General features: G+C 69.1%; 12 protein-coding genes. 7 read left to right on the top strand and 5 right to left on the bottom strand.

All coding sequences use genetic code 11. The features are described 5' to 3' along the window. Positions 1-7: 7 nt before the first annotated feature. Positions 8-166 carry a hypothetical protein gene (locus ACWGE0_RS30610; RefSeq protein WP_452264367.1) on the bottom strand — a complete coding sequence of 53 codons (159 nt, stop codon included), beginning with the start codon at positions 164-166 and terminating at the stop codon, positions 8-10. Then, a complete protein-coding gene (locus ACWGE0_RS30605) occupies positions 163-882 on the bottom strand; it encodes an HAD family hydrolase (protein WP_452264366.1) in 720 nt (239 codons plus the stop codon). The genes ACWGE0_RS30610 and ACWGE0_RS30605 overlap by 4 nt, the downstream gene beginning before the upstream one ends. A 36-nt stretch (positions 883-918) precedes the next feature. On the opposite strand from ACWGE0_RS30605, the gene ACWGE0_RS30600 reads away from it, so the two are divergent. The 4 genes from ACWGE0_RS30600 to ACWGE0_RS30585 all read left to right on the top strand — a co-directional run bounded on the left by ACWGE0_RS30600 (position 919) and on the right by ACWGE0_RS30585 (position 6,787). Beyond that, positions 919-2,304, top strand: coding sequence for an SDR family NAD(P)-dependent oxidoreductase (locus ACWGE0_RS30600; RefSeq protein WP_452264365.1), 1,386 nt, complete (start codon positions 919-921; stop codon positions 2,302-2,304). 105 nt (positions 2,305-2,409) lie between these two features. Next, the gene (gene ku, locus ACWGE0_RS30595) at positions 2,410-3,072 is read left to right on the top strand and encodes a non-homologous end joining protein Ku (RefSeq protein WP_452264364.1); all 663 of its coding nucleotides are present in this window, start codon (positions 2,410-2,412) and stop codon (positions 3,070-3,072) included. Positions 3,073-3,164: 92 nt separating this feature from the next. After that, a complete protein-coding gene (locus ACWGE0_RS30590) occupies positions 3,165-6,029 on the top strand; it encodes an AAA domain-containing protein (protein WP_452264363.1) in 2,865 nt (954 codons plus the stop codon). 131 nt (positions 6,030-6,160) lie between these two features. Further along, the gene (locus tag ACWGE0_RS30585) at positions 6,161-6,787 is read left to right on the top strand and encodes an LPXTG cell wall anchor domain-containing protein (RefSeq protein WP_452264362.1); all 627 of its coding nucleotides are present in this window, start codon (positions 6,161-6,163) and stop codon (positions 6,785-6,787) included. Between the two features lie 52 nt (positions 6,788-6,839). On the opposite strand, the gene ACWGE0_RS30580 is transcribed toward ACWGE0_RS30585, so the two are convergent. Next, the gene (locus ACWGE0_RS30580) at positions 6,840-7,589 is read right to left on the bottom strand and encodes a PIG-L family deacetylase (RefSeq protein ID WP_452264361.1); all 750 of its coding nucleotides are present in this window, start codon (positions 7,587-7,589) and stop codon (positions 6,840-6,842) included. 100 nt (positions 7,590-7,689) lie between these two features. Between ACWGE0_RS30580 and ACWGE0_RS30575 the strand changes: the two genes are divergently transcribed. Further along, positions 7,690-8,925: a glycosyltransferase gene (locus tag ACWGE0_RS30575; protein ID WP_452264360.1), complete on the top strand. Its 1,236-nt coding sequence runs from the start codon at positions 7,690-7,692 to the stop codon at positions 8,923-8,925. A 55-nt stretch (positions 8,926-8,980) separates the two neighbouring features. On the opposite strand, the gene ACWGE0_RS30570 is transcribed toward ACWGE0_RS30575, so the two are convergent. Next, positions 8,981-10,771: a S8 family serine peptidase gene (locus ACWGE0_RS30570; protein WP_452264359.1), complete on the bottom strand. Its 1,791-nt coding sequence runs from the start codon at positions 10,769-10,771 to the stop codon at positions 8,981-8,983. 182 nt (positions 10,772-10,953) lie between these two features. On the opposite strand from ACWGE0_RS30570, the gene ACWGE0_RS30565 reads away from it, so the two are divergent. Next, entirely contained in the window at positions 10,954-11,880 is a 927-nt protein-coding gene (locus tag ACWGE0_RS30565; RefSeq protein ID WP_452264358.1) for a LuxR C-terminal-related transcriptional regulator, read from the top strand. A gap of 73 nt (positions 11,881-11,953) precedes the next feature. Continuing rightward, positions 11,954-12,547, top strand: coding sequence for a hypothetical protein (locus ACWGE0_RS30560; protein ID WP_452264357.1), 594 nt, complete (start codon positions 11,954-11,956; stop codon positions 12,545-12,547). Between the two features lie 50 nt (positions 12,548-12,597). On the opposite strand, the gene ACWGE0_RS30555 is transcribed toward ACWGE0_RS30560, so the two are convergent. Next, positions 12,598-14,472, bottom strand: coding sequence for a S41 family peptidase (locus tag ACWGE0_RS30555; RefSeq protein ID WP_452264356.1), 1,875 nt, complete (start codon positions 14,470-14,472; stop codon positions 12,598-12,600). Positions 14,473-14,574 lie beyond the last annotated feature (102 nt).

Genomic DNA, 14,574 nt, shown 5'->3' with positions numbered 1-14,574 from the left:
GAGCCGTTCAGACCTCGTCCTCGTCGTCCACGGGAACGTCCTGCCGCTGCTCGTGAACGTCGGCCTCGTTCGCCTCCAGCGGCGTCTCCGACGTCTCAAGTGGCTCGTGCGGGACGACCTCCCGCTGCTGTTCCTGCACGTCCGCGTCCGGTGCTTCGGGATTCATGTGCGGCGGTTTCCCTGCGCGGCGCCCGTCCACACCTGCCTGGTCAGCTCGTCGAGGTCGGCCAGGTCCTGCAAGACCACGTCGGCGCCGGCGCGGCGCAGGTCCTCCACAGTGCTGCGGCCGGTGGCGACGGCGACGAGCCGCACTCCGGCCGTCACCGCCGCGTACACGTCGTGCGGGGTGTCGCCGATCAGCACCACCTCGTCGGATGCGAACGGCCGGATGTGGCGCGCGCGTTCACGGGCGAACGTCACCAGCTCGGCGCGGTCCGCGTGGTCGTCGCCGAACGCGCTCACGTCCCAGTCGACGAGGTGCGCGAGCCCGAACTCCTCCAGCTTGATCCGCGCGACGCTCTGGAGGTTCGCGGTCAGCACGCCCTGGTGCACGCGCGGGTCGTTCGCGAACGCTTCGAGGGCCTGCAGCGCACCGGGCAGCACCTCGCCGTGGCCGGGCAGGTCCGCGCGCCGGGTCTCGAACGAGTTCGCCAGGGCGGTGGCCAGCAGCTGCGAGGCCTCGTCCGTGTGCTCGATGCCGTGCTGCCCGAGGGTCTCGGCGATGATGTCGAGTTCGGTGCGTCCGCCGAGGTCGACGGGCCCTTTCAGCTGCATGCCGAACGCGGTCAGGAACGCCTCGCGGTACATCAGTCCGCCGAAGCCACGGGCCGAGATCAGCGTGTTGTCGATGTCCCACAGCACCAGCAGTTCGGGCCCGGTCACCGGACCACCTCCCCTCGACCCGTAAAATCCCTGCTCATGACCTCGATCGACCCCGCAGAGCTGGAAGTCTGCCTGCGCGTGCTTGCCCAGGTCGAGGACCTGCCCGCCGAGCACGACGACGCGGTGCGCGTCCGCCGGGCCACCGCGAAGATCTTCAAAGCCGCGAAGAAGTTCCGCAAGACCGAGCGCAAGGCCGCCATCACGGCCAACGACCGGGCCGTCACCGCGCTGACCGCCACCGGGTCGCCGGACCGCATCGACGACGAGACGCAGGGCCTCCCCCTGGTCTCGAACGCTCAGGGCGCCACGGCGGGCACGCTGCTGCGCGCGCGTTCCTGCTACACGTGCCGCCAGCGGTTCGTCGAGGTGGACGCCTTCTACCACAACCTCTGCCCGTCCTGCGCCGCGTTCAACCACGGCAAACGCGACGCGCGCACGGACCTGACCGGCCGCAACGCCCTGCTGACCGGTGGCCGCGCGAAGATCGGCATGTACATCGCGCTGCGGCTGCTGCGTGACGGCGCGCACACCACGATCACCACCCGCTTCCCGAAGGACGCGGCCCGCCGGTTCGCCTCGATGCCGGACTCCGCCGAGTGGATCGACCGGCTCAAGATCGTGGGCATCGACCTGCGCGACCCGGCCCAGGTGCTGGCGCTGGCGGACGAGGTGGCCTCCCGCGGACCGCTCGACGTCCTGATCAACAACGCCGCGCAGACCGTCCGCCGCTCCTCCACCGCCTACGCGCCGCTGGCCAACGCCGAGCACGAGGCGCTGACCGGCGACGCCCGCCGCCCGGAGCTGATCTCGTTCGGCGGCCACGGCCAGCTGGCGTTGCCCGGCACCGCGGTCCCCGAAGCGCACTCGGTGACGACGCTGGCGCTGATGGCGGGCTCCAAGGACATCGACGCGGGCGGCCTGGTGCCGGACACCGCCCCGGTCAACTCGTGGATCCAGAACGTCGACGAGGTCGACCCGGTGGAGCTGCTCGAGGTGCAGCTGTGCAACTCGACGGCGCCGTTCCTGCTGATCTCGCGGCTGCGTTCGTCGATGGCGAAGTCGCCGCACCGGCGCAAGTACGTGGTGAACGTGTCGGCGATGGAAGGCCAGTTCTCCCGCGCCTACAAGGGTTCCGGGCACCCGCACACGAACATGGCCAAGGCCGCGCTGAACATGTTGACGCGCACGAGCGCCGAGGAGATGCTGCAGGCCGACGGCATCCTGATGACCGCCGTCGACACCGGCTGGATCACCGACGAACGCCCGCACCCGATGAAGATGCGGCTCGCCGACGAGGGCTTCCACGCCCCGCTGGACCTGGTCGACGGCGCCGCGCGGGTGTACGACCCGATCGTGCGCGGCGAGGCCGGCGAGGACCTGTACGGCTGCTTCCTGAAGGACTACGCGCCGTCGAATTGGTGAAGTTCAGCTGACGCACGTGTCCGAGGTACCCGTCGGACGCGCCCGAACGAGCCCTTTCGTCACCAGGCAGGTCTATTCGACCACGTGTTCGAGTACCCATTTGTCATGAGGACTGTGTGGCGGGGAGCACTTCGGTTCGGCATGACGACGATGACGGTGCGGCTGGTGTCCGCGTCGACCGAACATCGCAGCAAGGTGCACCTGGTGCACCGCGAGGACAGCGGGCGCGTGCGGCACCAACAGGTGTGCGGCGAGTGCTCGCTGCGCCTGACACCGGACGACATCGGCCGCGGCTACGAGCTCGATGACGGCCGCATCGTGCAGATAGATCCGCACGACCTCCCCGCACCCGAGGACGGCGTGATCGACGTCCAGCAGTTCGCGCCGCAGACCGACCTGGACCCGGTCGCGTTGCACCGCAGCTACTACGTCGAGCCGGACGACCTGGCCGTCCGCTCATACGTGCTGCTGCGGGAGACCCTGGAGCGCACCAAGACCGCCGCGATCGTGAAGTTCGCCTTGCGCGGCAGGGAAACCCTGGCCGCGCTGCGGCCACAGCACGGCGTGCTCGTGCTGCACACGTTGCTGTGGCCGGACGAGGTGCGCGAGCCACACTTCGCCTTCCTGCACCGCGACACCGAGGTGCGCACCGGCGAACTGGCCGCTGCCGCCGCGCTGGTGCGGGCCCAGACGCGTCCGTTCAGGCCGCACGACTACCCGAACACGCACCACGAGGCCCTGTTGCAGCTGGTGGAGGCCAACGTCTAGACAGCTCCTGGCCGTGCGGGCGGACGACGCGCGTATCGGGGATGAACGCGGGTCGTCCGCCCGTGCCGCCAGGGGCGCTAGCATCGGCAGCCATGCTCGCCAGCCCGCCCGATCTCGTCGACCTGCTCGAATGTGAGCACCGCAGCTACCTGGGGCGGAACGACAGGCGGGGCGACCCGGACGAACTCTCCGCGGCTGCCGAACGCACCGCTGCCGAGATGCGCTCGGGCCAGGACATCGTCGAGAACGCCGTGTTCTTCGACGGCGTCTTCCACTGCTCGGCGCAGACGCTGGTGCTCACTCCTGACGGCTACGAGCCGTGTGAGGAAGTGCAGGAGGCCACTCCCCTCGCCGTCCTGAGCCTGACCGCGGCGGCACAGGCGCTGGGTGCCGAGCGGGCGCACCTGATCATCGACGGCCGGCGCACGTCGTTCCGCGTCGCCGACTTCGTGCCCCTGCTCGGCCGCCTCCAGACGCGGCTCGCGAAGCCCTCACCTGCGCCGAAGCGGTCGTGGGGTGATGTCAGGGCCGCGTGCAACGGGTGCCGGTTCGCCCGCCACTGCGCTTCGGGGCGTGAGGAGGCGCGGGACCTGTCGCTCGTGGCCGGGCTCAGGGCCGACCAGCGGCGGAAGCTGGTTTCGGCCGGCATCGACACGATCGACGCGCTTGCGCAGACCGACGAGCGGCCCGCCACGCTGTCCCCCGCCAGCTTCACGGCGCTGGCCGCGCAGGCACGGTTGCAGGTGCAGCAGGAACGCACGGGCGTGACCAGCTATGAGGTCGTCGCGCCGGAAGCACTGCAGAACCTGCCCGACCCGCAAGAGGACGACGTGTTCCTCGAGGTGGACGGCGACACGTTCCGCACGCCGGGCTGGCAGGGCACGTTCGCGGAGTTCGTCGAGCGCACGCCGGCGGGCACGGTGTACCACTTCACGCCGCACGATCTCGTTGCGAGGTCTGCCCGCGCGGCGACGCTGGAGTCCGAAGTGGACGAACTCGTGCGGCGGTGCGTGGATCTGGGGGCGTTGACCCGGAGGGTGATCAGGGTGTCGACGCGGGAGTACACGCTGCCGGCGTTGAAACCGTTGGTGGACGACGAAGTTCCTACTCGGGGTGTCCGCGATCTGCTGGAGAAGATCAAGCGCGAGCACGGTGTCGAGACCGTGGTGCGCGAGGAGCGGGACGAGGCCGCGCTGGAGAAGGCTGCCGAGCGGGCGCGCAGGATGGCGGCGCTGACCGAGCCGTTGCTCGCCGAGGGGCACGCGTTGTTCGCGGCGACGGTCGGGTACCACCGGCGGGAGGCCAGTCCCGCGTGGGGTGACTTCTTCCGGCAGGCCAGCGCGCCGATCTCGGACCTGGAGACGGACTCGCACTGCGCGGTGCCGATCACGGTCAGAACCGAGGACTGGGTGCCGCCGAGCGGGCGGGTCCGGACGCACAAACGGCAGGTGCACGCGCGGATCGACCCGGAGCGGCCGCATCCGTTCGGGTCCGGGGAGCAGGTCCGGCTGCTCTATCCCGGCAACGTCACGCGCAATGCCGTTGTGTCGGACGACAACCCGTACGAGCTGGTGCTGACCGAGAGCAACTCGCAGGAGCACGGCGAACTGCCCGTCGCGGTGCTGCCCGGCAGCCCGGTGCCGGCGTCGCCGAAGGACGAAGCCGTCGCGGAACTCGCCGAACAGGCCGTGCACCTGCTGCCGCTGCTCCCCCGCAACCCCGGCATCGACCTGTTGCTGCGCACGCCGCCCGGTCAGCTGCCGCAGCACCCCGACGTGGTGCAGGCCGTGATCAAGGCCGTCGACCAGCTCGACGGCGGCACGCTGGCCGTGCAGGGACCGCCCGGCGCCGGCAAGACGTACCTGGCGACCAAGCTCGTGAAGCACCTGATCGACCAGGGCAAGACGGTCGCGGTGACGTCCACGTCGCACAAGGCCGTCGAGAACGTGCTGCGCTCGGCCGACGCCGACATCCCGATGGCCAAGCGCCCCAAGGGAAAGCCCGAGGAGGACGTGCCGTGGGACCAGCCGAAGGACAACGGCGCGCTGGCTCGCTGGCGTGAGGAACACCCGCAGGGACACCTCGTCGGCGGTACGGCTTGGACGTTCTCCAACGCCGTGATCAAGGCGCAGCCGTTCGACGTGATGATCATCGACGAGGCGGGCCAGTTCGCACTGGCCGACGCGGTGGCGGTGGCGACGGCGGCCAAGAACCTCGTGCTGCTGGGAGATCCGCAGCAACTGCCGCAGGTCGTGCAGGGCGTGCACCCGCCCGGCAGTGACGCGTCCGCGCTCGGGCACCTGCTCGGCGACGCGGACGTGATCCCCGAGCACCTCGGTTACTTCCTGGCCCAGACGCGCCGGATGCACCCGGCAGTCTGCAAGCCGGTGTCAGAACTTTCTTATGCCGGGCTGCTCCATTCGCACGAATCCGCGGCGAACAGGGGTATCGAGGGCATCGAGCCCGGGATCTACCTGCGCGAGGTCGATCACCGCCACAACATAACGGCGTCGACCGAGGAAGCCGACGCCGTGGTGGACACGGTGCGCGCGATCGTCGGTCGTACGTGGACGGACAACGACAAAACGCGCGAACTGACCGATGCGGACATTCTCGTGGTCGCGCCGTACAACCTGCAGGTCAGGGTCATCCGGCGAAGGTTGGCAGATGCGGGCTTCGACGAAGCTCGGGTGGGCACTGTGGACCGTTTTCAGGGTCAGGAAGCACCCGCGGTCATCATGTCCATGACGTCGTCGTCCACCGTGGACCTGCCGCGTGGCCTGGACTTTCTTTTGTCACGTAACAGATTGAACGTGGCACTGTCGCGTGCCCAGGCGCTCGCCGTGATGATCTGCTCGCCACAGTTGCTGAACGCGGACGTCCGCGGCGTCGAACAGATGCGCTTGGTGGCCGGAATGATCGGCCTAACAGAAAACATGAGGATCTGTCCGTGGTGACACCTTAGCGTTGTCATACGGTGACCTTCCGAGCGCTCTGTGTTGCTAGCGTGGCGCGGTTCACCCGGTCGGGTGATCAAGAAAGTGAATCGCTCGATCCGCCACGCACCAACCAGAGCAGGAGAAAACCGTTGGCAAGTAGAGTTCTCGGCGCGTTCGTGGTGGCTGGCACCGCCGCACTGGCCACTCTGGTGATGGCCACCCCTGCCAGCGCGCACACCGCTGACGGGTGGGCGAAGTGCGACGGGAAGGACGCCGTCCTCCACGTGGACCTCACGCAGTTCGCGCCCGAGAAGAAGAACACCGTTGTGATCATGGACGGTGACAAGGTCCTGGTCCCCACCGAGAAGTTCGGCTCGCAGTGGAGCGTGGACAAGAAGGGCTTGAACGGCAAGGTCGCACACACGTTCACCGTCGACGTGAAGGCCTACGACACCGACAAGTCAAAGGGCAGGAACTACGACAAGCACTTCACGTACACCACCACGGTGTGCGACAACACGCCGCCGAAGCCGGAAGAGCCGAAGCCGCCGCAGCCTGAGCAGCCTGGTGTTCCGACCCAGCCGGAGGTGCCCTCGTCCTCCGTGACGCCGCCGTCGTCGTCGACCCCGGCCGCCCCGGCTCCCGGTGGCAGCACGCCGGAACCGCCGCTCGCGGCGACCGGTGCGTCGCCGTTGTGGCTGCTGCTCTCGGGTCTGGGCCTGGTGGGTGCCGGTGCCGGCACGCTGCTGTTCCTGCGCCGCCGCCGCAGCGCGTGAACTAGCTGAACGACGAACGGGGGCGGCCACTCGGCCGCCCCCGTTTTGTTTGCTAGAGCTCCAAAGCGTCCTCTGGACCGTGGCCTCGGCGAATGAACCACTCGGTGCCGAAGACGTCGGCGAACGTCTCGTCGTCCAGCGCCAGGAAGAGCGAGTGTTCGGCGATCTGCGAGGCGTGCGCACGCATCGCGGCCCGCTTCACGTCGAGGTACTTCGACACGTCGACGCCGACGTTGATCTCCGACTCCGGCACGGCGTCCTCTCCCAGCGGCGGCGGCTGGTCGAGCCCCGCGCGGTCGATCGCGTCGCGGAACTTGGACTCCTTCACCATCGCCTCGTACACAGCCGGTGTCGCGGCGATCTCGGCCGCGCGCTTGCCGACCCGGTGCACCTGGACGTGGTCCGGGTGGCCGTATCCGCCGAAGCTGTCGTAGATCGTGAGCACCTGCGCGTCCTCTTCCCGCAGGATCGCGGCGAGTTTCTGGGCGGCTTCCTCGACGTCGGCCGTCCAGAACGATCCCGGCCGGTCGTTGAGCTCGTCGCCCATCATCCCGGAGTCCAGGTAGCCCAGAAACTCCACGCGCGCCACACCCAGCAGGTCGGCCGCCACCTGCGTCTCGACTACCCGCCGCTGCCAGAGTTCCTCGCCCTCCTCCAGGAAGTCCGGGATCTCGCCTGACTCCCCGCGGGTCGCGACCACGAGCACGACCCGATGCCCCTCTTCGAAGGCTTTCCGCATCACGCCGCCCGTGACGATGCACTCGTCATCGGGATGTGCGTGGAACGTCACCAGTGTCGCCATGCCCTCGACGTTACCCGCGAGTGGAACTTCGCCATTCCTTCAGACACTCGCGGCTCTTTACCGTGGGGAACGGACCCTAGGCGGGCAGGGGAGGTTTGTCGTGCGCGTGCTGTGCACGGTCGCGTTCTCGGCTGCCCACGCACGGGCCACCCTCCCCCTCGTGTCGATGCTCACGTCGCTGGGGCACGAGGTGCTGGTGGCGGGCCCGGGTTCGGTGCTGGCCGGGTTCGCGGGCGAACCGGTGCGGACCGCGGGTGTGCTGCCCGAGGTGTGCGACCAGCTGGCGGACCTGTTGCAGGGCGAGGTGTTAGCGCTCCCACCGGACTACGACCCGTTCGCCGACGAGATGATCGTCGAGTTCGCCGCGGGTCCGCACATCACGAACGCCGCGCGGGCGTTGCTGCCGGTGGCCGCGGACTTCCTGCCTGATCTCGTGCTGCGCGGCGGCATCGAGTTCGCGGGGCTGCTGGTGGCGGAACGGCTGGGGGTGCCGCACGTGGCGGCGCCGTCCGGGGTCGGTCCGTACCTGGACCGGGTGACGCTGCTGAACGCTCTGAACGAACGCCGCGCGGAACTTCGCCTGCCGCTGCACGAATCCCTCGACTCGGCGCACCGGTACGGGCGGTTGGACGCGGTCCCGCCGGGCTACTCCTTCGCCCGCCAGCCGATGCCCGCCGCGTTCGCCTTCCAGCAGCCGTCGCACCACTCCGCTGGGGAACGGCTGCCGCAGTGGGTGGCGGATCTGGATCCGTCGCGGCCGCTGGTGGTGGCGTCGACGAGCACGTCCGGTGGGGTGTTCGCCACCGAGTCGGCGTTGCGGTTGTTCGACTTCGACGCGCTGCCGGACCAGGCGTTGCGGCATTCGCCGTTGGCGCACCTGGAGACGGTGGTGGCCGGGCTGTCCTCTGTGGACTGCGAGGCCGTGGTGCTGACGGGCGGGTTGCCGGTGCAGGACGCCGGAGCCGCGAACGTGCACCTGGTCGAGACGTTGCCGCAGGCGTTGTTGTTGCAGGCGGCGGACTTGCTGGTGTCGCACGGGGGTTACAACTCGATTCGGGAGGCCATGCGGGCCGGGGTGCCGGTGGCGGTGCTGCCGGTGCTGCACGACCAGATGCACAACGCCCACCGGGTCGGCGAGCTCGGGATCGGTGTCCGGGTGCAGGGCTTCGAAGCGGACGCGGTGGCCTCTGCCTGCCGGTACGCACTGACGAACGCGGCTGTGCGGCAGGGAGCGAGGAAGGCCCAGCGGCACATGCTCGGGTTGCCGTCGATCCGGACGGTGGCCGAGTACTTGGAACGGATCGTGCAGCGCAACAGGAAACTCGTGAGCATGTGAAAGGGCGGCGCCTCCTTCAGGAAGGAGAGCGCCGCCCCTCGGCGAACTCGTGGAGCTATCGCAGGGTCAGGTTCCAGGAGTTGATGTACCCGGTGTCACCCGAGTACACGTCCTGGACCCGCAGCTTCCACGTGCCCGCCGCGACCTCGGACGAGGCGTTGACCGTGTAGGTCGCCACCACGTTGTCGGCACTGTCGGACGAGGAGGAGTTCTTCAGCCGGTAGGCGGTGCCGTCCGGCGCGACCAGGTCGATCACCAGGTCGCCGCGGTAGGTGTGGACGATGTCCACGCCGACCTTGGTGGTGGCGGAGGCGTTGCCCGTCACCGTGGAGCTGATCGAGGACGTGACGGTGCCGAGGTCGACGATCGCCACGTCCGTGGTGTTCTCCAGGCCACCGCTCGGCGGCGGCGTGGTGTCGAGCGCGTTCACGGTCTTGGTCGCGTCGGCCAGGCCGGCGCCACAGCCACCGCTGCACGTGCCGGGGATCGCCCTGGCGTTGGTCTTGATCAGGTCCTTGACCTGGGCCGGGGTCAGCGACGGCTTCTTCGCCACCAGCAGTGCCGCGAGGCCCGCGATGTGCGGTGCGGCCATCGACGTGCCCTGGTAGGGCTTGTAGTTCTCGGCACCGGGGACGGTCGCGCCGGCGTTCAGCGTCGACCAGATGCCGTTCTCCGGCGTGGTGATGGTGCCGGGGGTGTCGGTGCCGCGACGGGTCTCGCCGCCGGGCGCCGCCACGTCGATGCGGGTGCCGAAGTTCGAGTAGAACGCCTTGTTGCCCTCACGGCCCAGTGCCGCGACGGTCACCACGCCGTTGCAGTTGGCCGGGGTGAAGTTCGCGACGTTGGCGTTCGAGTTGCCGGCCGCGACGACGACCGTGGTGCCGCGGTTGATGGCACCGTTGATCGCGTTCTGGTAGGTCGTCGAGCAGGACGACTGACCGCCCAGCGACATGTTGATGACCTTGGCGGGCGTCGCGTTCGCGGGCACGCCGCTCACCGTGCCGCCGGACGCCCAGGTGATCGCGTCGGCGATGTCCGAGGTGGCGCCACCGCACTTGGCGAGCACGCGCAACGGCTGGATCTTGGCGTCGTAGGCGATGCCCGCGATGCCCTTGCTGTTGTTCGTGGACGCGGCGATCGTGCCGGCCACGTGCGTGCCGTGCCAGGACGAGCCCTGGTCGGACGGCGGAACGGGCTGGCCGTTGGCGTCGGTGCCGCACTCACCGCGTGCGGTCCAGTCGCCCTCGTCGGCCGGGTTGGAGTCACGGCCGTTGTTGTCGCGAGCACGAGCGGAGTCGGAAACAAAGTCGTACCCCGCGACGACTTTGGATGCCAGGTCGCTGTGCGCGACGTAGCCGGTGTCGATGACCGCGACGGTCACACCGGAGCCGGTGGTGCTGGACCACGCGCCGGGCACGTTCATGCCCGCGGTGGCCTCGAACAGGTCCCACTGCCGGGAGTACTCGGTGTCGTTCGGGTCGGCGAACGGCTGCATCAGCAGGTCCGGCTCGACGTAGGCGACCTTCGGGTCGTTCTTGAACGCCTGGATCGTGTTGTCGGCGTTCATGGTCTTCGCGCCGAGGTCGACGACGACCGCGCCACTCGCCGTGCGGCGGTGGACGGACTTGCCCTTCTTGCGGGCGTCGTCCGAGGCAGCGGTGTCGGACGAGGCCTCGGCGGTGCCGGGCTTGTAGCCGACGATCAGCCGCTCGAAGGGACGGTTCACCTGGGTCGAGTCCGGCTGGGACTGGATTTGAGATGGAGCGGCGTTGACGGGTGAGACAACGCTGAACACGGCGGCGGAAACTGCCGCGGCGCACAGGGTCGTGCGTCGCAATCCGTTCACGTGAGGTCCTTCCACGCAGGGCCTTCGCGTGCCGTTGAGGGCGTCAGTGTTCTGAACCGGCTGCGGAGGTGGAGGGACCGTAAGCCGGGTCACACCTGCGAAAACAGGTCTAGAGGAGGCTGTTTGACGACACTGGCGTGTTCACGACAGGGGTATTGGTCTGAATGGCGCACAATGTGGCCGTGTTGGGACACCTGGGCGTCAACGCGGAACAGACCGCTGTTTACGAGCTTCTGGTAACGGGCGGCAGCCGCACGACCGACGAGATCGGCGCCTCGGCCTCCCTGCTGGAGTCGATGCGGGAGCTCGGCATGGTCCGGCACCTGCCCGGCGACGTGTGGCAGGCCGTCCCGCCCGATCTCGCCGTGGAGGCGCTGATCGCGGCCCGCGAGGAGGCCAACCGCCGGGCCCGCGCGGACGTCGGCCCGTTGATGGAGCTGTACCTGCGCAACCGCGACGAGGAGCTGGCGGACAACGCGTTCGTCGAGGTGGTGTCCGGAAAGGACGCTGTGCGCGATCTGTGGCGGACGTTGCTGGGCGGTGCGCGCGAAGAGGTCTGCGTGCTGGACCAGCCGCCGTACCTGTCGCCGCAGGAGGAACACGCCGAGCTCGAGGACTCGACGCGGCAACGGGACGTGCAGTGGCGGGTGGTCTACGACAGGTCCGCGGTGGACCTGCCGGGCCGGGTCACCGAGATCATCGAACTGGTCGCGGCAGGCGAACGGGCCCGCGTCACGCCGACGCTGCCGTTCAAGCTCGCCGTGATCGACGCGCACGCGGCCGTGCTGCCCGTGGCGTCCGGTGACGTGATCGACAAGGTGCTGCTGATCCGGCCGTCGGCGTTGCTGGACGTGCTGCGGTCGACGTTCGAGCTGTACTGGGACAAGGGAATCCCGTTCAGCCCCGGCGGGATCTACGCGGCGGCGGCCGACATCGACCCGAACCTGCTCGGGCTGCTCGCGGCCGGCCTGACCGACGAGTCGATCGCACGGCAGCTCGGGCTGGCGCCGCGGACGGTGCAGCGGCGGGTGCGGCAGCTGATGGACCGGTGCGGCGCGCAGACCCGGTTCCAGGCCGGAGTTCAGGCGATGCGGCGAGGCTGGCTCTAGCAAGAACTCGTAGCAACCTTTGGTGATCTTGCGGCGTCTCCCTCTGTGCAAGCACACATCACCAGGGGGATACATGCGCATGCGCAACGTGATGGCGGCTGCCCTGACGGGCCTGGCACTCATCGGTCTCGCGGGCACGGCGACGGCGTCGGCATCGGACCCGGCTTCGGCTTCCACGGATCTCGTGTGGCCGCCGAAGGACATCACGCCGGTCCACAAGACCAAGGCGGAGCTGCAGAAGCAGGCGGACGAGTTCTCCGCCCACCAGCAGAAGAGCTACAAGAGGGTCTACCCCGGCGCGCAGCACATCACGCCGGGACCGTGGGGCGGCGAGGCCGCGGGCGTGTTCGACGACATGCAGTACATGGCCAACGACGTCTCGTTCACGTACCAGGGCCGGAAGGTCAGCGTCATCACGCAGGTCAACGCTCCCGGCTTCTACAGGGACTCGCCACAGCAGCTCTGCGAGCGCGAGAAGTGCACCGGCACGGTCAGCGATCACCGGGGTGGCGTGATCGTCTTCAGCGAGCTCGACCAGTACAACATCAGCATCGCGACGAACTTCCGCCCGAACGGCGAGGTCGTCTGGACGCAGGGCTCGAAGCAGGACAACCGGGTTCAACTGGCGGTCGTGGCCGCCGACCGCGCCTACACGTTCACCAGGTAGGTCTGGTGCGGGCGCTTCCGGTCATGGAGTCACCGGAAGCGCCCGCTCTCTCAACTGGTGACCTTGCGCGCGGCCACCAGCTGCCCTTCCGCGAACCCTTCGACGCGCACCTCGCGCCCGGCCGCGGTCAACGTCACGATGTGCGCGCCGTCGGTCACGTCCTGCGAGGTGGCGGGGCGGCCGTCGACGTAGACGTCCACCCGGTCGAGGTTCACGGTGTCCAGTGAGACGGTCGTCCCGTCGACCGCCACGCCGAGCCTGCGCACCGGCATCGCGGCGAGCAGCGAGCCCGCCTTGGCGAGCAGATCCACGTTGCCCTGCAACAGGTCTGCCCGCGTCACCTTGTGCTGGTGCGTCGGCCGCACACCCAGGTCCTCCACGGGCGTGCCGGAGAGCTTGCCCACCCGCAGCGTGCGGCGGATCGACACGCGCATGTTCGCCTTGCCCGGCAACGCCTTGTACGGCGACTCGGTGTCGCCCGGCGCCGGGATCTTCAGCAGCGTCATCAACAACCCGTGCGTCCACACGTTCGCGCCGCCGGCACCGGTGTTGTCGTCCACGCCGAGGATCGGGCCCAGTTCGTGGTCGGCCCAGCCCGCGGCGAAGATGTCGGTGGCGGAGTAGCAGCGCGCGTCCGTGATCAGCAGGACCGGGCCGTGGTAGGTCTGGCCCACCGCGTTCGCGCCGTCGACCGGCGTGATGGTGTGCGCGCAGGAGAACGCCTGGCCGGTCTCGGTCGAGGAGTCGAGCGACGGGAACCACGGGCCGAGGTCGATCTGCCCGGTCGGGTCGTCCGCGTGCCGGCGGCAGATCCGCAGGTTCAGCGGCGTGCTGAGGAACTGCACGGGTTCCGGGTCGACCCGCCGCGGCGTCATCGTCTGCAGCAGGAACTCCGAGGCGAAGATGTGGCCGCCGCCGTTGTCCCTGACGTCGACGATGAGCCCGTTCTGCGGCAGCAGGGCCGCGAGCCTGATGAACTCCGCGAGGAACGCCTCGGGGTCGTCCACGCTGAACGTGAAGATCCGCAAGTGGCCGAACTCGCCGGACGGCGTGCTGACCGGACGGGCGCGGAACACGCCGGGCATGGTCGTCGGGACGTCCTGCGCGGCCATCGCGACGGCCCCACCGGAGGCCTCGGCCTGCACGACCTTGGGCGCGTGCAACAACTTCTTGGCGCGGGCCTTCTCGTCGGAGTCCAGATCGACGCCCTGCGCGGCCGCGGCGGGCGACAGCGAGTCGACGTCCGTCATCGGCGGCAGGTTGTCGGTGACCTGCCAGTCGACCCGGATCTCCTCGGCACCGGCCGGGCCGCGGTAGGTCACGACGACCCAGTCCTCGTCCGGCGGGAGCTGGATCACCAAGGGCCGCAACGTGAGCGACTCGAGGCCGCGGGCGAGGTTCGCGGCGGTGTTGCTGCCGGCGAAGATCGCGCCGTTCAACGCGACGGCGCGGGCGATCGGCATGCCGTTCCAGTGCGTCACCTCGGTACCGGCGGCGAGACCGGAGAAGTTCGCGACCGTGCGGGCGACGAGGTACTCCTCGGTGCCGTCCTCGGCGAAGCAGCGCTCCAGCTGGAACGGCAGGAAGGCGATCTTGCCCGCGAACGGGGCGGGCAGCAGGTAGTTCGTGTGCAGGTCGCGCACCGAGTGGAAGGTGCTCGACAGCTCGCGGTGGAACTGCCACTCGGGCTCGGCCGTGGCGTCGGTCTGCCGTTCGAGTCTGGCTCGTAAGACCCTGAGTCTTTGCACGGGGTTCACCGCGTGCATCGCGACTTTGAGGGGCAGATGCGCGTAGTTCTGTTCCAGCAGCACGAGCGCCTGGTCGACGATCAGCTTGCGCTGCGCGAGGGTGAGCGTGCCCGACGTCGCGAGGAACTCGGCGAGTCCGACGGAGTTTGCGACATTCGGGTGAGCGGTTGCGGTCATGGCGGGCCTCCTTGCCAAGTAGAGGCTTTCCAGGGCGGCTGGATACACCTTTTTCACCCGTTCGGCCGCTAATTGGAGCAGTTTTCCGGACGACAACTGGAG

Source organism: Lentzea sp. NPDC054927 (assembly GCF_053610285.1).
Note: the sequence above shows the minus strand (reverse complement) of the source record. Positions and strands in the feature narration are given on the sequence as shown.